This is a genomic window from Bacteroides sp. (assembly GCF_030151085.1).
Lineage (GTDB): Bacteria > Bacteroidota > Bacteroidia > Bacteroidales > Bacteroidaceae > Bacteroides.
The window spans coordinates 28,007-49,116 of the sequence record NZ_JASLER010000046.1; the positions used below are offsets into that span (position 1 = coordinate 28,007).

Sequence of the window (21,110 nt, forward strand, 5' to 3'; positions counted from 1 at the left end):
GTCTGACAAATAGGCTTTTTGATCTTTCTTTTTAGCAAGTTCGACTTTTCTTTTTCGAAAAAAAGGGTGTATGACACCCGGATGTCAAACATACCAACACCCGGGTGTCGGATATGCTGAGACCCGGGTGTCAAACAAGTAAAATTAGTAAGTTTAAAGATTAGATTTATGGAAAAGTTGAGAGACAGTATTGATTTTAAGAACACAGATATTGCTACATTGTTTCGCAAGTTGTTACTACCTACCGTATTGGGAATGATATTCTCTGCATTATTTGTGATTACCGACGGTATCTTTGTAGGCAAAGGCATTGGCAGCGATGCTCTTGCAGCCGTCAATATAGTTGCACCACTTTGGCTGTTTTCAACAGGCATCGGATTGATGTTTGGAGTTGGAGCATCCGTAGTGGCATCTATTCATTTGTCACATGGTAAAGTGAAAGTGGCACGTATCAATATAACCCAATCCATCGTTATATCTTCTTTGTTATTAATAGGTACCTCTACCCTATTCTGCACATTTGCTCCTCAAATAGTAAGTTTGCTCGGTGGTTCGGAACGACTCATGCCATTCGCAGTGGAATATATGCGTTGGTTTGTACCTTTCTCCGCTTTCACAGCATTACTCAATTCTGGCATGTTCTTCCTCCGATTGGACGGCTCGCCTAACTATGCCATGATGTGCAATGTAGTAGCCGCTATTCTAAACATCATATTGGATTACCTGTTCATCTTTCCCTTTGGTTGGGGAATGTTCGGTGCTGCAGTGGCAAGTGCCATCGGCACAACGGTAGGCGCATTAATGATTATCTTCTATTTAATGCGTCGCCGGTGTGCACTACGGCTCTATCCGGTAAAATTGAGCAAAAAGAGTATGTTACTTACTTGCCGTAACGTAGGTTATATGTGCCGTTTAGGGTCTTCGGCTTTCCTGTGTGAAATAGCTATTGCCTGTATGATGTTTGTAGGTAATATAGTATTCATTCATTATTTAAAGGAAGACGGTGTAGCAGCATTCAGCATCGCTTGTTACTTCTTTCCTATTATATTTATGGTATACAATGCCATTGCCCAGTCGGCACAGCCTATAATCAGCTATAACTACGGCTTGCAAGAAAGCCTTCGGGTTCGTCAAACCTACCGGTTAGCACTAAAGACAGCCATTACTTGCGGCGCATGTTTCGCATTAGTCACAATGTTTTGCAGTCCGCAGATTGTAGGCATGTTTATCGACCGTAGTTATCCAGCTTACGAAATAGCAGTAGAAGGTTTGCCCTATTATGCTACCGGCTTTATCTTCTTTGCCGTCAACGTTGTTTCAATAGGATATTTCCAAAGTGTAGAGCGTGCCAAGTATGCTACTATCATCACCTTGTTGCGTGGTTTTATCCTATTGACTGCATGTTTCTTCGGGCTACCATTGCTATTGGGGAATCGTGGTATATGGCTTGCCACTCCCCTCGCCGAACTGCTAACGACTATCTTTATATTCGTGATTTACATTATCCGAAAAAGAGAGAGCAAAGAAAATTGCATATCTTTGCAGCATGGAAACCATGATCAAGAAATTCTGCAAAAAGTATAAACTAACGGAGAAAAGCTTATTTGAACTTCTGTCTAATATGGCAGAAGTCAGCTTTTCCAAAGGTCAACTCATTATCAAGGAAGGAGAACGCAACTCTAATTTTTACCTTATAAAAAAGGGTATCTGGCGTGCCTATTACCTTACTGATGGAACTGAGAACTCTCTCTGGTTTGTCGGTCCGGGAGAAGCAGCTTTTTCTTCATGGGGGTATGTAGATGGAGATTCTTCTCAGCTCAATATCGAGTCTGTAAATGACAGTACGGCATACTGCATATCTAAGGCAGAATTGGAAAAACTATTCTCACATTCCATAGAAATGGCAAACTTTGGCAGGAAGATATTTGAATGCGAAATCCTATCGGTAGATAATGCTTCAGTGGCTTATGGTACTCCTCCAACTGCCAGGGAGCGCTATCTTACTTTGATGGAAGAAAATCCGGAATTATTGCAAGATGTTCCACTGAAATATTTGGCATCTTATCTCTATATTACGCCACAATCTTTGAGCAGAATAAGGGCGGAATTAAAGAACACAAGGAAGCGTCGGTAGTAAACATAAAAAAAGGCTCTCGTAGATATCCACGAGAGCCTTTTCTTATAGTAATGATTATAAATTCTTCACCAATACCAATACCAGATTATTGTCTGTATCATAGAAGCCAATGCCTCCACCTGCTAACTGACCAAATGACTGTACAGAATTTAATGCTTTCAAAACACGTCCTTCTACTTCCATATCGGGGCATGCCATCATCGTACTGATAACTTGAGGGAATGAAATTGCTGTAGCATTATTACCATCTACCTCAAATGCTCCATTGATAATATTGCATCCGGCATTTCCATGCAATCTCTTTTCAGAAACATTGAATTCTATAAATGGTTGGTTTTCCATACCACTGGGAATTACTTCTCCACCAGCCTCGCTAACCATCCATTTTCCATCTAGAACAGTTAACTTAACTTCCGGTTCCTTCTTTTGTAACACTACAAGAGGACGGCTGGATGTTCCGCACAATGCCATATTTTCTTTTCCCAATTTCTTGTATTTCTTTACCTGACCTAAAGCCGCCAAAACATTATTTTCCACAGTCATATCCGGACAAGCCATACGAGTACTACCCAAAGCGCCAAGATTGATTGTACCGGGCTTAGCATTTACATCAAATGAACCCATCATACGGTTGCATCCACTATTGCCATAGACTTTTCCAGTCTTTGTATCAAAACCGATAAAAGGAAATTCTTGTCCCGGAGCAGGAACTACAGCTGTACCGTTTACTTCGATTATATTCCACTCGCCACTAATTGAAGAAAGAGTAGCGGCATTCTTTGTTGAACCACAAGATGACAGACTTATCAATGCACCTGCCATGCACAGAGAAACAAATACTTTTTTCATTGTTATTCGTTGTTTAAGTTATTTTTTTTCGAGTGCAAATATACATGAAAAAATTGAGTTGAAACATTTACTATAAAGGATTTCACGACAGATTACATGGATTAACAGAGATTATCAATTGTCAATTGATATACAAATTACCTGACTATTGGGCAAATCAGGAATATACATCTGATTACCAACGACTGAAATATCAGCCGGTCCCACCATTTCTTTTCCTACAACCAGAAGAGTCATTTTACGAGTTTCCATATCTATACTATGAATAGCCGGAGACCAATCAGTAACGTACATCGATTTTCCATCTTCCGATAATGCGATGCCATCATATTGTCCGGGAGTAGTGATGAACTTTTCCGGTACCGGATTAGTAATATCTGGTATCACATAGACCACATTGGCTTCTGTTGTATTGCCATCAGCCGGATAAGAAGCTACATACATGGCAGCATTATCTATAATCAAACCATTAGGACCTGCAATATCCACCCACTTAACGGGAACTGCCTGTTCCAACTTATCCAAATTACTAATGTCAATGCTATAAACACGTCCTGTATTTGTCACAGAAACATATAACGTATTACCCTGTGCAACCAAATCATTAACAAATAAGTCCTCTTCTGGAAAATGAATAATTTGGGGAGTCGTAGTCAACGAGTCAAGATTATAGACTACTACCTTATTTACATCGCAAACAAATAGATATTTATCTCTGGTATACATACCCTTCGGAGCCGATAGCGTACCATCAGCCGGAATCAGGATTTCAGATTTTCCATCTTCATAATAGGCAATATATCCTTTGCCTTCATTGTTTAGCGGATTCAGTTGGTCAGTACCAAAACTACCTATCAAGATTCCTCCTTCATAGGGATAAGTAGCTTCGCAGAAACGAAGGTTTTCATTGATTACCACAGGAGCGGCACTTTCCTGCTTAGTCTCACTTTTTTTGTTCTGGCAAGAGATTGTAACGACAATTATCAGCAAGATACCCAGAAAAGAAGCGAAAAAAGATAATTTACTTTTCATAATACAATAGTGTTTAGTTCAACTTTATTTTTGATAATACAAAAGTACAAACGAAACATCCTTAAAGGCTTATCTATTCAGTTCAAGTTTTTGCCTGTTTAGCTCTGAATGCAGTCGGCGTCAACTGATATTGTTCTTTAAAGAGTCGGCTAAAATGAGGAGTACTGACAAACCCGCAAGCTTCGGAGATTTCTTCCATAGTTTTATCAGTAGTCTCAAGCAAGAATGCAGCACGTTCCAATTTTTTCTTTCGAATCCAAGAACGCGGAGGCTCGCCATAATGAGAAGTGAACTCGCGTTTATAACTCGAAAGACTTCTACCGGAAAACATTGCCAATTCTTTGATAGTCGCCGATGAGTAAAGATGATTATCGAGTACAGAAGCGATGGAAGGATTCTCACTTTTGGAAGCATCCACCAGAAAAGTTATGATAAGTTGCCGATAAGGGCTATCCAATAAGAGGTATATGAGTTCGGAGAATTTGAGTCGGACAAGTTCACACATATAAGGATTATCTCCTTTGCTATAAGCTTCTAATGAAAGAAATAGTCTCTCAATATTCTGGTTTGGCGAGATTATCTTTACCGCATTATTACTTTGGGTATGTTCAGTGGTCAACAAGCTACTGTCTATTCGCTCTAATATGTCCTGGGCGGCTTTCTTAGTAAAAAACAGCATAACGCTTCGAAAGCCATTTTCACCAGTCAAATATTCGGACATGACATATTCTCCCCGAGGTATCAGAAACAGTTCGCCAGGATTAATCTGAAAGCCAGACTGAGCTATCTTGATCTGCTTTATGCCGGAAAGAATATAGACCAATGCATTATGAGTAAGAAACACATCAAAATTCTCCGTCGTAGTAAGCGAGGTATATTGCAACAAGCGTACAGTCTTGTCTGTTCCGGCCTTGGTAGCAGACATCACATTGTCGGGAATAAAGAGACGTTTCGCAGCCATAAATATTCAAAAATACATTTCATGCAAATATATGGAAAATACGTTTTATACGAAGTATTTAGCATGATTTTAATGTTAATCTAAGAATTATCTCTTATATTTGCTCTCCGTATTTTATGAACCTATAATATAATAATGTAAGTAGAAGAAATGGGTAAAGTTCTTATTATTGGTGCAGGCGGTGTAGGTACCGTTGTTGCGCACAAAGTGGCTCAAAATCCTGATGTGTTTACAGAAATCATGATTGCCAGCCGTACCAAATCCAAATGTGACGCTGTTGTAAAAGCAATTGGTAACCCAAACATCAAAACCGCCCAAGTAGATGCAGATAGCGTGGACGAGCTGGTGGCACTCTTCAATAGTTTCAAACCTGAAATCGTCATAAACGTAGCTCTGCCTTATCAAGATCTTACCATTATGGAAGCTTGTTTGAAGTCGGGCGTTAATTATCTGGATACTGCTAATTATGAGCCCAAAGATGTGGCTCACTTTGAATATAGCTGGCAATGGGCATACAAAAAACGTTTTGAAGATGCCGGGCTAACTGCTATTCTAGGTTGTGGTTTCGACCCGGGTGTTAGTGGCATTTATACTGCTTATGCCGCCAAACATTATTTTGACGAAATTCAATATCTGGATATCGTGGACTGTAATGCCGGTAATCACCACAAGGCATTTGCTACCAACTTTAATCCGGAAATCAATATCCGCGAGATTACGCAAAACGGACGCTATTATGAAAATGGCGAATGGGTAACAACCGAACCATTGGAAATTCATAAAGATCTGACCTATCCTAACATCGGTCCGCGTGATTCCTACCTGCTTTTCCACGAAGAGTTGGAGTCATTGGTTAAGAACTTCCCCACCATCAAGCGTGCTCGTTTCTGGATGACTTTCGGTCAGGAGTATCTGACTCACTTGCGTGTTATCCAAAATATCGGTATGGCTCGTATCGACGAAGTAGAATACAATGGTATGAAGATTGTTCCGTTGCAATTCCTGAAGGCTGTACTTCCTAATCCGCAGGATTTAGGAGAGAACTACGAAGGAGAAACTTCTATCGGTTGTCGCATCCGTGGCTTGAAAGACGGTAAAGAACGCACTTACTATGTATATAATAACTGTAGCCACCAGGAAGCCTACAAAGAAACAGGTATGCAAGGAGTAAGTTATACTACCGGCGTTCCTGCTATGATTGGTGCCATGATGTTCCTTCAAGGTGTATGGAAGAAACCGGGTGTATGGAATGTAGAAGAGTTCAACCCCGATCCTTTCATGGAACAACTCAACAAGCAAGGTTTGCCTTGGCATGAAGTGATTGACGGAAACCTAGAACTATAAAACATTAACCATCATGACTATTGGAGATAAAGCCCCCGAAGTATTGGGTATCAATGAGAAAGGCGAAGAAATTCGCCTTAGCGACTATAAAGGAAAGAAAATAGTACTTTACTTCTATCCGAAAGATTCTACATCCGGTTGTACGGCACAAGCCTGCAATCTGCGTGATAATTATTCCGATCTGCGAAAAGCTGGCTATGAAGTCATAGGAGTCAGTGTAGATAACGAGAAGTCGCATAAAAAATTTATTGAAAAGAATAACTTGCCTTTTACCTTGGTTGCAGATACTGATAAAAAGTTGGTAGAGCAGTTTGGTGTATGGGGTGAGAAAAGTATGTACGGACGTAAATATATGGGAACTTTCCGCACCACATTTATCATTAATGAAGAAGGTGTGATTGAACGTATCATCACACCGAAGGAAGTGAAAACCAGCGACCACGCCGCACAAATCTTATAATAGTGATTAACGATTAGTGATTTAAGTGATCACTATCGCAAGTCACTAATCACTAATCGTTAATCACTAATTATATAATTTATAACTAAAATAATATGGCAAAAAAAGAAGAACTTAATTTTGAGAATGAAGGTGGTGGCGCAGCTCCCAGCGAAAAGCTGAAAGCCCTGCAAGCCGCCATGGACAAAATAGAGAAGAGCTTTGGTAAAGGTTCTATCATGAAAATGGGGAACGAAAACGTCGAGCAGATTGAAGTTATCCCCAGCGGTTCTATCGGACTTAACGTTGCTCTTGGCGTAGGTGGCTATCCTCGCGGACGTATCATTGAAATCTTTGGTCCTGAATCTTCCGGTAAAACCACTTTGGCAATCCATGCGATAGCTGAAGCACAAAAAGCAGGTGGTATCGCTGCATTTATTGATGCAGAACATGCCTTCGACCGCTTCTATGCTTCTAAACTAGGCGTTGATGTAGATAATCTATATATCTCGCAACCGGATAACGGTGAACAGGCATTAGAAATTGCAGAACAATTAATCCGTTCCTCTGCTATCGACATTATTGTAATTGACTCTGTTGCTGCCTTGACTCCAAAAGCCGAAATTGAAGGTGATATGGGTGAAAATAAAGTAGGTTTGCAGGCTCGACTCATGTCACAAGCTTTGCGTAAGCTGACGGGTACTGTTAGTAAGACACGCACTACCTGTATCTTCATCAATCAGTTGCGTGAGAAGATCGGTGTAATGTTCGGTAATCCTGAAACAACTACCGGTGGTAATGCTCTGAAATTCTATGCATCCGTTCGTATTGATATTCGTCCGGGACAGGCTATAAAGAACGGTGAGGAAGTACTTGGTAAGCAAACAAAAGTAAAGGTAGTGAAGAACAAGGTAGCTCCTCCTTTCCGCAGAGCAGAATTCGATGTTATGTTCGGCCAAGGAATCTCTCGTGCAGGTGAAATCATCGATTTAGGTGCAGACTTGGGCATCGTTAAGAAAAGTGGATCTTGGTTTAGCTATAATGACACTAAAATTGCACAAGGACGCGATGCTGCTAAACAAGTTATTCTCGATAATCCTGAATTGGCAGAAGAACTGGAAGGACTCATTTTTGCAGAATTGAGGAAAGATAAGTAAGCTATCTGCTTATTAGATTATAAAAATTATGAAAGCGCTCCCTAATATAACTTTGGGAGCGTTTTTCTTTTTAGTTAAAGCTTCCTTTCAAAAAAGGCAATTCACACCTTTTTAAGAATTATACTTATTTAAATCCAAGGTTTTTGAATACATTTGCATCCTCAATGAAAAATAGAATGAACTATTTTGCTGCAAACAATTGAATATATGGAAAATGACTTGCTTTCACTTGCTCCTGAATATGTACCGTTAGGACTAGTCTTATATAATGAAGAAGGTTATTTAAAATATGCCAACAGCATCGCATTAAACATGTTTGGCGTCACAATGAAGGAAGTATATGATATTAATATCTTCAATGACCCCAATATCGGAACGGAAGATAAAGCACTACTAAAGCAAGGATTAGACGTTTCCTTCGAAACTGATTATGATTTTGATCTTTGCGGTGAAAACTTTTTTGATACTTCCATCAGAGGAAGTCGAAAATATTTTGTCACAAAAGTCAATCTTATGAAAGGGCCGAATGGAGAATTAAAAGGATATATATTGACTTGTGAAGACGTTACCGAAAAGAAAGCTCAAGAAAGAAAAATAAAATCCACACAAAAAGAATTGGCATTGGCGCTTAAAGCCGGTAAATTGATCTCATGGAACTACAATATTGAAGATAATACATTCCATAAGTTCGATATTCACGTTGAAAATATTAAGAAAATTCCATTTGAGTCTATCCTTAAAACCATTCATATGGATGATAGAAATAAATTCCTCGAATTAGTAAATTCTATTATAGCCAAACAAACTCTTCCCGATAACAGCATTGTATTAAGGGTTATGCATAAAGAAAATGAGGAATTTTGCTACAATCATTTCACCTTCAGTCCACGAGAAAACGATGAAGGAAAAGTAATATCAATCACTTTTATAGAAAGGGACATCACCAAAGACGTTCAGTATCAGCAGGAACTAATTATGGCAAAGAATAAAGCAGAAGAAGCTGACAAGTTAAAATCGACCTTCCTCGCTAACATGAGCCATGAGATCCGCACTCCGCTCAATGCCATTGTAGGATTTTCCGCACTTCTTTCCGAAGTTGAAAATGAAGAAGAAAAGAATGAATATAAGCAATTGATTGAAACAAATAGCGATATTCTTTTAAGGCTTATTGGAGATATTCTGGATTTATCAAAAATAGAAGTCGGTTCCATTGATATAAACAGACAGGATTTGGACTTATGCTCACTCTGTGATGAATTATTCCGTTCATTCCAACAGCGCATTAAAAACCCCAAAGTAACTTTGAAACTTGTCAACCCTTACAAAAGGTGTGTGGCAAATTTCGACAAATACCGTTTCACCCAGATTTTCACCAACTTTGTTACCAATGCCATTAAGTATACTCCCGAAGGTGAAATTACTATGGGGTATGAATGCCAACCGGGACAAGTGAGACTTTATGTAAAAGACACTGGCATTGGTATCCCCGATGAAAAGAAAAATCGAATATTTGGCAGATTTGAGAAATTAGATACCTTTGCGCAAGGTACAGGATTGGGACTTTCAATTTGTAAGGCGATAGCCAATGCTACGAAAGGAGAAGTTGGCTTTGAATCCAAAGAAAATGAAGGGTCCGAGTTCTGGTATATTGGAATTACGGATGTGGAATTTATTGAAAAGTCGCAAGATATTGAAGTTGAAGAAAAAGCAGAAAGCATAGCACAACGTCCGGCAAACTGCCCGGTCAACATAAAAGATCTCAATATTCTTATTGCAGAAGATAATGATAGTAACTTCCTGCTTATTCAGAAAATCCTTAGACACTGTCATTTGACACGTGCTATCAATGGAGTAGAAGCAGTAAAGAAAGCGAAAGATCATACTTTCGACATTGTTTTTATGGATATCAGGATGCCCGAAATGAATGGTTTGGAAGCAACTGCCAAAATTAGGGAATTCAACAATACCCTCCCTATCATCGCTCTAACTGCCAATGCGTTTTATACGGATAAAGAGGCTGCATTGGCTGCAGGTTGCAATTACTTCACAACCAAACCTGTAAAAAAACAAGAGATCATCAACATACTTGAAAAGTATTGTAGACAAAATCAGCGAAACACTCCTATAGGATAAGGTTTCGCTGAAATAGGCTTTTTAAGGAAAGCTTTTTGCACTTATCAACAGGATTTGTGCTATTCTAGGTTTTCTAAACGCTCTTCCAGCAATTCCATGCTTTTCTCAAAACTTTTCCAAGTTTCAGTATCCATCTGTTTTTTCAGATACTCGCTATCCTTTAATTTGCTCAAATCTTTCAAACTGCTTAACCCTTTTAAACTTTCCAGGTTCTTCAGACTTTCCAGACCTTTCAGTCCCTCTAAACCTTGCAAACCCTCCATTTTTTTCAAATTATCCCAAATATTAGCATCCGCCAAATTATAGCTACCATCAAAAATATGATGCATATTACCGCCTGTATTCATTCCAGTATTCTGATATAACATGAGTTTCTTTATATCATCCGACGTCATATCCCCTTCCATATATACAAATTTCAGAGATGCAGCTCCATCCATCACCATAATCAATTCTTTTATTTTATTTCCCTTACGATTCACATAAACCTCAGAACCGGATACAGTACCTTTTTGCTTCATGAGTAATTCATATTTAGAGGACTGAACCAAGGATCGAATATCTTTAAGCATCTCTGCTTTTACTTTATCTTCCTTAGTCGAAAACACTTGAACAGAATTCAAACGATCTGCAACCTTACCTATATAAAGGTCTTTCATAAACAAATTCGGATTCAACTCCATCATTGCTTTAGAAATATAAACAGACGATACCCCTTTCATATCATTATACTTGTTGAACAAATTCTTTTGCGCCTGACAAAGCAGGGGTGACAAAAATAGTAAACATGCCAAAATAAATTTCATTGTTTTCATAACCGCTTATCTTTTAATTTCATTTCTTATTTCCTGATGTATTTTTTTCATATCGGATTGAGTTTCTTTCACTTCATTCAACCCACTATTCAAATTATAAGAAATTTCTAATAATGTTGCCTGCAACATTCGATAGGCTTCTTCCGGATCTGAAAATGTATCTTGAGGGGTAGGCGGACACACATCATCTTCCAACTTATCGACTCCATATCCAATACCAATAAGCAGCAATACGGTAGCAGCAATGCCTCCAATCCAGCGCCAATTACGTTTAGCTTTGTTAGGACGGAAAAAGCGCTGTTCTTCTTCGGCCTTTTCATCAATCAGCAGGCTTAGTTTATCCTCCAACCCAGAAGGAACTTCCACATCTCTATCCGCAGTTTGATAAAGACTAAGAAAAATATCTTTATCCTTCAGCAGATGCTCAGGTACTTCCGTTATTCTGAAATAATCTCTCAACGCTTCTTCCTGGCTTTCATTAGTATCGCCATCATAAAATTTAGCGAGCAATTTTTCTATTTCTTCAACTTCCATAGTTACACCATTTATTAAATTCCTCACGTATTTTTTTTCTTGCCCGGGATAAAAGTACTCGTACATTAGTGGCATTCAGCCCTGTAGCTTGCTCTATTTCCTCAAAAGAATACCCTTTGACATCACGTAATGTTACAATTCGTCGTTGCTGTTCAGGCAGTTGAGCAATGATTGCCCTTACTTGTCGTGCTTCATCTCGCACTTCAAAATTATCAGCCTGCGACATATTGTACACTTCATTTATCTCTAGACTTTGCCTGTTCAATGTGTACTTTCCCGAACGTAGCAAATCAAAACACATATTCTTAACTAAAGTCACGCTGAAAGCTTCCGGATTACTGATAATAGTCAGTCCTTCCCGCTTGTCCCACATTTTAAGATAAGCTTCCTGCACTAAATCTTCGGCATCAGCAGCATTCTCCAATAGCCTATAGGCTATGCAGTATAACTTACGATGATATGGCAGAAACTCCCTTTTAAAATTTTCAGCGTCCATGGGCTTTCAAATAAATGCTCGATTTGTGTTTATAACCTATAGACGTAACTCAGAAAGACTTTGTTACACGGTAAGGAAAAAAATAGATAATAAAAAGCAGTATTGACTACTATAACACATGAAATTCATTTCAATGCGTCAGAAATTCTTTTCTTAAGATTCAATTTCATAATATCTTCCGTTTTCAAATCCAACTCAACAAGGATTTTTGCAACAGATATTTGGTACTCCGGGGTTTCTGTATCACAATTTATCTGTTCTTTATGAATGGAATATAACAAGGCAAAATCATAATCCAATGCCAATGACACACTATACATCGTATCTGTATCAATGCTTTTCCGCCTCAACATATAGTCTACACTTTGAGGCTTAACATTCAGTCTACGTGCAAGTTCCGCCTTTGTGATCTGCCGTTCGGCCATCACATTCTTAATGACTTCACCAATATATACATTACTTTTCTCCATTGGTATGAAGGTACAAATTAATCAATCAGTCTGAAATACTATAGAACAATAATTCATCTGACAAATACAATATTTTATTCATAATTTATTTGTTTTATCAAATATTTTATGATAACTTTGCCGCATACTCACATAAATAAACAAATAATATCTGCTATTATGACACTACTACTTTTCATACTCATAGCCATCCCTATTAGCATCTTAGGTATCCTAATATGGATTTATTATGATTATCGAAAGTATAAAAGACAAAATAATTTGATTATTTTCCTATTTCTTCTATTTCCGGTAAGCTTGTCTGCCCAATATGTAGACAATGATTGCAGTGTTTCTTTCAAGTGGTATGAAAATCAAAAAGGGAAATTAGAATATAGTAAAAACGATATAGTATACCAATTTATACCCAATAGTACAAATTGGAAAATTATCATAAAAAATACCACGACAGAAGATGCTCGGGTTAACTGGGCAAATACACAATTGATTATAAATGGACGGGCTACGGAAATTAATGTTGATTCGTATACTCCCGAAACCTCTTATTTATCAATAATGAAGGGACAAACAGAAGCAGAACGAATCATTACTGTTGCCGCCTCTGAAACAAACAAAGCCGGTTTGAAAATATACGATAAAAAGAGTATCAAAAAAGGTAATAAAGCAGCTGTTACCATTATTTTACCTGTCTCTATTGGTAATCAACCACAATTTTTCAATACATTCGATTTTATCATAAAATAAGCATACTAAACATGGCTTTTCAACAGATAAAAGAACAACTGGACAAAACACATACTTGGTATATCATATTAACTGGTCCGTGCGCTGAACTGAAAACTAAAGCAAGATTAGAAGATATTGGCATGATAACATATCTTCCTCTTGCTTCAGTGAAGCGCCAATGGGGCGGTAAGACAAAAAGAATACGCATCCCTGCAATAGCGAGATGCGTATTCATATATGCTTCAGATGAAGAATTGCAAATCTTGCAAAATGGTTTCTCCGTCTTTCGTGTAAAAGAGCTGTTCAATACGTATCAGAACCAGTAAATATAAACCAACGTACTTACACTAATCACTACCCATAACAATATGCCCTGAATAAGTGGCTTGATACCTACTGCTTTCAGCACATCCCGCGATAAAGACGCACCAATAAAGAATAAAGTTATGGTCAACGTTTTGCGAGCAAAATTATTGATATTGGCACCAATGAGAGTACCGGTTTCTGTGGTATCCAGCACGTAAGTATTGAAAACCATTGCCAGTACAAAGAAGAAGATAAACCATGGAATACTGATTTTCTGTCCTTTACTTTTGAATATGAAAGAAGTAGCAAACGCCAAAGGTATGATCCACAAAGCTCGTGTCAGTTTGATAGTAGTTGCTACCTTCAGAGCTTCCTCACCGTATGCAGCACCAGCACCTACTACTGAACTTGTATCATGGATGGCAATAGCAGCCCATGTACCAAATTCATGTTGACTCATATTCAGTGCATGCCCAATCATTGGAAAGATAAACAGTGCGATAGCATTCAGAATAAAGATTGTCCCCAGCGCAACAGACATCTCACTATCTTTTGCTTTTAAAACCGGTCCGACTGCTGCAATAGCACTACCCCCACAGATTGCTGTACCGGAACTTATCAAATATGAAGTATCACGATCTACTTTCAATAACTTACGACCGATAAACCAACCGATAATCAAAGTACCCACAACTGAAATAATGGTAAACTCCATACCTTCTTTTCCGGAAGCCAACGAAGCTTCCACATTCATACCAAAACCTAATCCCACTACAGAATATTGCAACAGATATTTGGAGACCTTTTTATTAAACTTAGGATGTGCTTGTCCACACAGTAAAGCAAATGCCAAACCTAGAAACAATGCTACCGGTGGAGTAACCCATGCAGAAATAGCATGCATACCGGGAATATAATCTAATAATAAGAAGATGGAAATAACGACGAGAAGAGAGACATAAATAGTTTTGTTTTTACTTTGAAGAAAAGACACCTCATTGCCTTTCTCTACCACTTGATTTGAAGCCATACTTTTTTGTTTTATATATTATTCGTATTAATATCTTTCATTTTTTCGGGTGCAAAGGTAGGCTTCTTTTCCCATACATACCAATTGTTTCTTTTTATAAGCTATAACTTTTGATTATGATGAGCAGCAAATTGCATAAACACTTGTGCAAGACCGCTTTCTTGCCCCTGAGGCTGGGCAAAACTAAAATCACGAAGCATGGACATACCCTTTATTTCTACCACACGCAAATGTCCGGCATATAGTTCACGTGAGATAGAGCGTATTGAAACAACACCTAAACAGTCAGTATGTTCCAAAAATAGTTTTATACTCTCGGTACTACCAAGATACATCAACACTTGTAACGAAGATAACTTTATATTATGTTGTAGCAAAGCTCTTTCAAAGACATCCAATGTACCCGAACCTCTTTCGCGAAGCACTAAAGGCAGATTTCTCAATTCATCCGGCGTAATTTCATCCCCAACAGATAACTTACTGCCGGTTCTGATTACAGTAACCAGTTCGTCCTCAAGAAATGTAGTATATTTCAGATTAGGCAAACGAAAGACCCCTTCTACTAATCCTAAATCAATACGGTGTTCTTGCAAAGCAATTTCTATCTCGCGGGAGTTACCATTCATTAGCGACAAACTGACTTGTGGAAATTTGCTAATGAAACTGGCAAGCATGGGAGGCAGCACATATTGGGCAATTGTTGTACTAGCACCTAGTTTCAATTCGCCTGTGTACTCATTATGCAATAAGTGCATTTCATATTCCAACCGTTTATAATCTTCCAATATCCGTTCACAATGCTCAAGTAGCAACTTTCCCGATTCTGTCAGGTAGATTTTACTTCCTTGACGGTCGAACAAACGCGTTTGGTAGGTCGTTTCAAGTTCCTGTATATGTTTTGTAATGGCAGGCTGGCTAACAAACAAATCTTGTGATGCTTTTGTAAAGCTCAGATTCTTCGCTACAGACTGGAAAACTTTTAAACGGAAATCACTCATATTCTTATTACAATTCGTCAGATTTAATCCCGAAAGCTTGCGCCAAAGAATAAAGAATAAGATCCCAACGGGCAAGTACAGGTTGCAATGGTTCTTCCATCACAAAGTAGACTGCTCTGGCACATTGCTCTTCACTCTTTCCCGCAAAGAATTCACGCAAACCATCTTCTACCCTATCTCCATACAAAGGATGGAAAGGCACTAGCATCAAGCGTTTTACATCAGCAGAGTCTAATGCAAGGTTCATCAAATCGAGGTACAATGCCTCACAAGAAGTAATTTGGGCAGGGGTGACACAGGAAAAAGCAAACTCACCAAGCGATGTGCGACATGCCATACCATTCAAACCGTCCAAATTAGCAGGTTCGCAACCATCCAGTTCGTGAGTGGCCTCATCATGCAACAATATAACTTGTATTTCATTATCACTCCCGCGCAATCCGGCATCCAATGACAAATAGCTCAACCATGCAGGCAAGTCTATACTAGGTAACTCACGTCCCAATCTTTCGCCTAGAACTTTTTTTGCATGATACGCTATCTTATTCAAAAACACGACATCAATCAATATCACATTTTCTGAGAATTCTACTTTATCTTCCATTATTTATTTCTGTTTATTATTGAATGTGTAAAGATAAGAAAAGTTTCACGGTTCATTAGACAAACAAAGAAATTTCATTCACCACATGTTTGCTTTAATAATATAGTGGTATGTTTTAGTTCTTTTCCTTACTACTGATAATATCCTGCATAGGCAATATTTATTCTTTCCACCATGGTGAAAAGAATAAACATCAGCATACATATATCTTAAAACAGACTACGCAGCAGACTAAAAGTCTCTATCCATCCGCTTATCGGTCATTTTGGCTTTATCTTACTAATTTTAACTGAAAATTTGTCCGAAATATGCCATTGGCAAATCTTTTGCGCCTTTTCAAACGTTATGGAACTAATTAAAAATAGAAAGGAGAACAAAATATGAACTTTAACAATTTTACCATTAAAGCGCAAGAAGCAGTACAGGAGGCTGTAAATGCCGTACAAAGCCGTGGTCAACAAGCCATTGAACCCGTACACCTGCTTCAAAGCGTAATGAAGGTTGGTGAGAACATTACGAACTTCGTCTTTCAGAAGCTAGGTATGAACAACCAGCAAATAGCTCTTATATTAGACAAACAGATTGAATCTTTACCCAAAGTTTCGGGTGGAGAACCTTATCTGAGCCGGGAAGCCAATGAAGTATTGCAGAAAGCTACGCAATACTCCAAGGAAATGGGCGACGAGTTCGTGTCACTGGAACCCGTTTTACTGGCATTGCTGAATGTAAAGAGTACCGCCTCTACTATTCTGAAGGATGCCGGAATGACGGAAAAAGAATTACGCGGGGCGATCAACGAACTTCGCAAAGGTGAAAAAGTTACTTCACAATCCAGCGAAGACACCTATCAATCACTGGAGAAGTATGCAATAAACCTGAATGAGGCAGCGCGTAGCGGTAAACTGGATCCTGTTATCGGGCGTGATGAAGAAATTCGCCGGGTATTGCAAATCCTGAGCCGCCGTACCAAGAATAATCCTATATTAATAGGTGAACCCGGTACTGGTAAAACAGCCATCGTAGAAGGATTGGCACATCGTATCCTGCGTGGTGATGTTCCTGATAATCTAAAGAACAAACAGGTTTATTCACTGGACATGGGTGCATTAGTTGCCGGCGCTAAATACAAAGGCGAATTTGAAGAACGCTTGAAAGCTGTTGTCAATGAGGTCAAGAAGTCTGAAGGAGATATCATTCTCTTCATCGACGAAATTCACACCTTGGTAGGTGCAGGCAAAGGCGAAGGTGCTATGGATGCAGCAAATATCTTAAAACCGGCTTTAGCACGTGGTGAACTGAGAAGTATCGGTGCTACTACTTTGGATGAATATCAGAAGTATTTCGAAAAAGATAAAGCATTAGAACGCCGTTTCCAGATTGTAATGGTAAATGAGCCTGATACTCTTAGCACTATTTCTATCTTGCGTGGCCTGAAAGAGCGTTATGAGAATCATCACCATGTTCGAATTAAAGATGATGCTATCATAGCTGCTGTAGAATTGAGCAACCGTTACATCACCGACCGCTTCCTCCCTGACAAGGCTATCGACCTTATGGATGAAGCTGCTGCCAAACTTCGTATGGAAGTAGATTCTGTTCCGGAAGAATTAGACGAAATTACTCGTAAAATCAAGCAGTTGGAGATTGAACGTGAAGCAATTAAACGCGAAAATGATAAACCCAAGTTGGAGCAAATCGGTAAAGAACTTGCCGAACTGAAAGAACAAGAGAAGTCTTACAAAGCTAAATGGGAAAGTGAGAAGACTTTAGTCAACAAAATCCAACAGAATAAGATTGAGATTGAAAACTTGAAGTTCGAAGCCGAAAAAGCTGAGCGCGAAGGTGATTATGGCAGAGTAGCTGAAATTCGCTATGGCAAACTTCAGGAGCTAAATCAAGAGATTGAAGAAATCCAGCAGAAACTACACAAGATGCAAGGTGACAAGGCCATGATTAAGGAAGAGGTAGACGCCGAAGATATTGCTGATGTTGTATCTCGCTGGACTGGAATACCGGTCAACAAAATGCTACAAAGTGAAAAGGAAAAGTTGCTACATCTAGAAGATGAGTTACACCAACGTGTAATTGGGCAGGATGAAGCTATCGAAGCTGTTTCCGATGCAGTTCGCCGTAGTCGTGCCGGACTACAAGATCCGAAGCGTCCTATTGGTTCATTCCTCTTCCTGGGTACAACCGGCGTAGGTAAAACTGAACTTGCCAAAGCTTTGGCTGAATTCCTCTTTGATGATGAAACAATGATGACCCGTATAGATATGAGTGAGTATCAGGAGAAGCATAGCGTTTCTCGCTTGGTAGGAGCTCCTCCGGGATATGTTGGTTACGATGAAGGTGGGCAGTTGACAGAAGCTGTACGACGCAAACCCTACTCAGTTGTATTGTTCGATGAAATTGAAAAGGCACATCCGGATGTATTCAACATCCTATTGCAAGTGCTGGACGATGGACGTCTGACAGACAACAAAGGTCGTATGGTAAACTTCAAGAATACTATCATCATCATGACTTCCAACATGGGCAGTGCCTATATCCAAAGTCAAATGGAGAAATTAAACAGCTCTAACAAGGAAGAAGTGATAGAAGAAACTAAGAAGGAAGTGATGAACATGCTAAAGAAAACCATCCGTCCTGAATTCTTGAATCGTATCGACGAAACCATCATGTTCTTGCCATTGACCGAAAAAGAAATCAAGCAAATTGTAGTTCTTCAAATCAAGAGCGTACAAAAAATGCTTTTAAACAATGGCGTGGATTTAGTATTGACTGATGAAGCTATAGATTTTCTAGCCAATACCGGATATGATCCTGAATTTGGTGCCCGCCCTGTAAAACGTGCCATCCAGCACTATTTACTGAATGACTTGTCAAAGAAGTTGTTAGCACAAGAAGTAGACCGTAGCAGACCCATTATTGTAGATGCCAACGCTGCCAACGACGGATTGATATTCAAGAATTAAATTCGCTTATCACAAAACTTTAATATCGTGTTTGCATGAAGTTAATATCGTGCTTACACGATATTAATATTTTGTAATGCAAAGTATTAATATATTGTTTCAATAGAATTATAAAACAAAAAAGGTATGTTCAGGATAATCCGAACATACCTTTTTGTTATCTGGAAATAAAATTATTCAGCTTTTTCTTCAGTTGCAGCTTCAGGAGTTTCAGCTTCTTCAAAATCTACCATATTAGTTGCCACTAACAGGTTATACCAAGTAATAAGTTTCTTAATATCAGAAGGGTAAACACGGTCACGATCAAATGTCGGTAACACTTCTGCCAGATATGCACGAAGGTCATCTGCAGTAGCTTTCTTCAAATCCATTGCAACAGCTGCACCATTCTCTTTTTTCTTCATGGAAATCAATACTTCCTGCAAAGGTACATCTTCAGTATCTGTATACATAGCAATATCACCCAAGGAAATTATTTTCTCATTACCGTATGCAGGGAAACGCTTCTTGTCAGCAAGTGATTCTACGATCAACATATTCTTTCCCTGAGAAACAAGCTTATACAATCCCGGTTTACCGGAAATAGACAAAATAGTCTTCAACATAGTATATTCAGTTTTGATTATTAGTATTTATTTTTTCGGGGAACAAAGGTAATCAATATTTTTAGATAGCGAAGTGATTAATGCCAAAAGCTGCGGAATTAAAGGAGTTTCACCGTCATTTACAATTACAAAATCAACTTGTTTACGCTTTTCTTCATCACTCATCTGGCTCCGAATACGTTTTTCTATCAGTTCGCGTGATGAAGTGTCCCGTTTCACAGCACGTTCTACACGTACTTCCTCCGACGCATAAACCATAACCACCACATCCACTTCACCGACAAAACCAGCTTCGATCAGTATGGCCGACTCAATACCTACCATTGGAAAAGCAGAATGATCCCTCACCCATTGCCTGAAATCTTCTCTCACGCGCGGATGAATAATACCATTTACTTGTATGGCGTGTTCGGGACTACCGAAAAGATAAGATGCTAGCAATGGTTTATTCAAAATCCCATCAGCATAAACATCCTTCCCAAGCAATGCGATCAATTCTTTGCGAATAAAAGAGTCAGTAGCCATTAGCCGTTTGGTTTCTTCATCCGATGTATACACAGGAATTCCCATTACCCCCATTAAGCGGCACACAACACTTTTCCCGCTGCCAATACCTCCGGTAATACCGATCTTAATTGCCATAATTCGGAGAAACTTGTTCAATCAGGAAATCTACTTGTTCCGGATTGAAACGCACGTGACTAACACCTTTCGGTATATTCTTCAATTTTACAGTATATTTATCAGACCCTAAGTGCAATAATTCTTCATACGAAACATTAATATGAAAATCATCCGCACCTATCTGACGGAATCGGCTTAAACCAACCTGAAAAGTAACTTGTACCTTAGAGGGGAATGCACGCAGCACCTTATCCGCTGGAAAATTCACTCCACGCAAAGGAACCTCTACTGTTTTTTCCGTATAAATATCCACTGGAAGCATCATCTCTACAGAAGCAGGTACAAACTTAACACCTTTCCGACTGGCTAGAGTAACCTGCTGCTTCAATGTATCTGAGATATCTTCCAATTTTAGCTTCTGAGTATAAGCAACTTTTATGGTATCGAGAGCCTTTTCAGAAGCATATACCAATACAGAATCAGGAGTGAAAATTGTATCGGAAAGATAATATTCTCTTCCAGCACTAACTGTACCTTGCAATCTTACAGGTACGAGTTTAGATTCTCCCGTCGAATAATAATATTCCAATGTATCAGGTTTCATTGACAGCAAACGGGTAGAGCCATTCAGTTGACTCAAAATTTTCCGTTCAAACTGTGGGGCATAAACACTAACGTGATTGTTCGTTCCTTTATAGTCATTAAAATCGAGAGTGATAGGATAAAAACTCTTTCCCAACATATAATTAAGAAGTACAGTGCCTTTATCTTTTACTTTAATGTGAAGTTCAGAAGCTGGTTCGGAAGTTATTACCACATTATTGGGTACCCCCTTTAACTTCACAGGAATAGAAAATTCTGTTTCATAGTCATTG

General features: G+C 38.8%; 22 protein-coding genes. 9 read left to right on the top strand and 13 right to left on the bottom strand.

The features are described 5' to 3' along the window. Positions 1-168: 168 nt before the first annotated feature. Complete coding sequence (locus Q1W14_RS08595) at positions 169-1,584, top strand: MATE family efflux transporter (protein ID WP_300700739.1); 1,416 nt, start codon at positions 169-171, stop codon at positions 1,582-1,584. After that, positions 1,547-2,134 carry a Crp/Fnr family transcriptional regulator gene (locus Q1W14_RS08600; protein WP_300700742.1) on the top strand — a complete coding sequence of 196 codons (588 nt, stop codon included), beginning with the start codon at positions 1,547-1,549 and terminating at the stop codon, positions 2,132-2,134. Before Q1W14_RS08595 ends, Q1W14_RS08600 begins: the two co-directional genes overlap by 38 nt. 57 nt (positions 2,135-2,191) lie before the next feature. On the opposite strand, the gene Q1W14_RS08605 is transcribed toward Q1W14_RS08600, so the two are convergent. The 3 genes from Q1W14_RS08605 to Q1W14_RS08615 all read right to left on the bottom strand — a co-directional run bounded on the left by Q1W14_RS08605 (position 2,192) and on the right by Q1W14_RS08615 (position 4,979). Then, on the bottom strand, positions 2,192-2,986 hold the full coding sequence (locus tag Q1W14_RS08605; RefSeq protein WP_300700745.1) for an META domain-containing protein: 795 nt from the start codon (positions 2,984-2,986) through the stop codon (positions 2,192-2,194). Between the two features lie 114 nt (positions 2,987-3,100). Further along, complete coding sequence (locus Q1W14_RS08610; RefSeq protein WP_300700748.1) at positions 3,101-4,018, bottom strand: hypothetical protein; 918 nt, start codon at positions 4,016-4,018, stop codon at positions 3,101-3,103. Positions 4,019-4,100: 82 nt separating this feature from the next. Continuing rightward, complete coding sequence (locus tag Q1W14_RS08615) at positions 4,101-4,979, bottom strand: AraC family transcriptional regulator (RefSeq protein ID WP_300700751.1); 879 nt, start codon at positions 4,977-4,979, stop codon at positions 4,101-4,103. A 150-nt stretch (positions 4,980-5,129) separates the two neighbouring features. On the opposite strand from Q1W14_RS08615, the gene Q1W14_RS08620 reads away from it, so the two are divergent. The 4 genes from Q1W14_RS08620 (at position 5,130) to Q1W14_RS08635 (ending at position 10,052) form a co-directional block, all read left to right on the top strand. After that, positions 5,130-6,323, top strand: a complete 1,194-nt coding sequence (locus tag Q1W14_RS08620; RefSeq protein WP_300700753.1) for a saccharopine dehydrogenase family protein — start codon at positions 5,130-5,132, stop codon at positions 6,321-6,323. Positions 6,324-6,336: 13 nt separating this feature from the next. Beyond that, positions 6,337-6,783 carry a thioredoxin-dependent thiol peroxidase gene (gene bcp / locus Q1W14_RS08625; RefSeq protein ID WP_300700755.1) on the top strand — a complete coding sequence of 149 codons (447 nt, stop codon included), beginning with the start codon at positions 6,337-6,339 and terminating at the stop codon, positions 6,781-6,783. Between the two features lie 95 nt (positions 6,784-6,878). Next, positions 6,879-7,919, top strand: coding sequence for a recombinase RecA (gene recA, locus Q1W14_RS08630; RefSeq protein WP_300700757.1), 1,041 nt, complete (start codon positions 6,879-6,881; stop codon positions 7,917-7,919). Between the two features lie 207 nt (positions 7,920-8,126). Next, positions 8,127-10,052, top strand: coding sequence for a PAS domain-containing hybrid sensor histidine kinase/response regulator (locus Q1W14_RS08635; protein ID WP_300700759.1), 1,926 nt, complete (start codon positions 8,127-8,129; stop codon positions 10,050-10,052). Between the two features lie 59 nt (positions 10,053-10,111). On the opposite strand, the gene Q1W14_RS08640 is transcribed toward Q1W14_RS08635, so the two are convergent. The 4 genes from Q1W14_RS08640 to Q1W14_RS08655 all read right to left on the bottom strand — a co-directional run bounded on the left by Q1W14_RS08640 (position 10,112) and on the right by Q1W14_RS08655 (position 12,367). Continuing rightward, a complete protein-coding gene (locus Q1W14_RS08640; RefSeq protein WP_300700761.1) occupies positions 10,112-10,867 on the bottom strand; it encodes a DUF4252 domain-containing protein in 756 nt (251 codons plus the stop codon). Between the two features lie 6 nt (positions 10,868-10,873). Further along, on the bottom strand, positions 10,874-11,401 hold the full coding sequence (locus Q1W14_RS08645) for a hypothetical protein (RefSeq protein ID WP_300700763.1): 528 nt from the start codon (positions 11,399-11,401) through the stop codon (positions 10,874-10,876). Continuing rightward, on the bottom strand, positions 11,391-11,897 hold the full coding sequence (locus Q1W14_RS08650) for an RNA polymerase sigma factor (RefSeq protein WP_300700766.1): 507 nt from the start codon (positions 11,895-11,897) through the stop codon (positions 11,391-11,393). The genes Q1W14_RS08645 and Q1W14_RS08650 overlap by 11 nt, the downstream gene beginning before the upstream one ends. A 125-nt stretch (positions 11,898-12,022) precedes the next feature. Further along, positions 12,023-12,367, bottom strand: a complete 345-nt coding sequence (locus tag Q1W14_RS08655) for a helix-turn-helix domain-containing protein (protein ID WP_300700769.1) — start codon at positions 12,365-12,367, stop codon at positions 12,023-12,025. A gap of 159 nt (positions 12,368-12,526) precedes the next feature. On the opposite strand from Q1W14_RS08655, the gene Q1W14_RS08660 reads away from it, so the two are divergent. Continuing rightward, positions 12,527-13,111, top strand: coding sequence for a hypothetical protein (locus Q1W14_RS08660; RefSeq protein ID WP_300700771.1), 585 nt, complete (start codon positions 12,527-12,529; stop codon positions 13,109-13,111). A gap of 11 nt (positions 13,112-13,122) precedes the next feature. After that, positions 13,123-13,419, top strand: coding sequence for a UpxY family transcription antiterminator (locus tag Q1W14_RS08665; RefSeq protein ID WP_300700774.1), 297 nt, complete (start codon positions 13,123-13,125; stop codon positions 13,417-13,419). Here Q1W14_RS08665 and Q1W14_RS08670 read toward each other — a convergent pair. From Q1W14_RS08670 to Q1W14_RS08680, 3 genes are all read right to left on the bottom strand, one after another. Next, complete coding sequence (locus Q1W14_RS08670) at positions 13,407-14,429, bottom strand: putative sulfate exporter family transporter (protein WP_300700777.1); 1,023 nt, start codon at positions 14,427-14,429, stop codon at positions 13,407-13,409. The genes Q1W14_RS08665 and Q1W14_RS08670 overlap by 13 nt on opposite strands. Positions 14,430-14,530: 101 nt before the next feature. Further along, the gene (locus Q1W14_RS08675) at positions 14,531-15,427 is read right to left on the bottom strand and encodes a LysR family transcriptional regulator (protein ID WP_300700779.1); all 897 of its coding nucleotides are present in this window, start codon (positions 15,425-15,427) and stop codon (positions 14,531-14,533) included. Between the two features lie 7 nt (positions 15,428-15,434). Beyond that, positions 15,435-16,031, bottom strand: coding sequence for a DUF6621 family protein (locus Q1W14_RS08680; RefSeq protein WP_300700782.1), 597 nt, complete (start codon positions 16,029-16,031; stop codon positions 15,435-15,437). Between the two features lie 380 nt (positions 16,032-16,411). Between Q1W14_RS08680 and clpB the strand changes: the two genes are divergently transcribed. Continuing rightward, positions 16,412-19,006, top strand: a complete 2,595-nt coding sequence (gene clpB / locus Q1W14_RS08685) for an ATP-dependent chaperone ClpB (RefSeq protein WP_300700784.1) — start codon at positions 16,412-16,414, stop codon at positions 19,004-19,006. 173 nt (positions 19,007-19,179) lie between these two features. Here the strand turns inward: clpB and Q1W14_RS08690 are convergent, their stop codons facing one another. The 3 genes from Q1W14_RS08690 to Q1W14_RS08700 form a co-directional block, all read right to left on the bottom strand. Then, positions 19,180-19,611: a DUF5606 domain-containing protein gene (locus Q1W14_RS08690; RefSeq protein WP_300700787.1), complete on the bottom strand. Its 432-nt coding sequence runs from the start codon at positions 19,609-19,611 to the stop codon at positions 19,180-19,182. Between the two features lie 27 nt (positions 19,612-19,638). After that, positions 19,639-20,253: a dephospho-CoA kinase gene (gene coaE, locus Q1W14_RS08695; protein WP_300700789.1), complete on the bottom strand. Its 615-nt coding sequence runs from the start codon at positions 20,251-20,253 to the stop codon at positions 19,639-19,641. Then, the coding region (locus Q1W14_RS08700) for a YbbR-like domain-containing protein (RefSeq protein WP_300700792.1) at positions 20,243-21,110 on the bottom strand (868 nt) is incomplete at its 5' end. The genes Q1W14_RS08700 and coaE, both read right to left, overlap by 11 nt.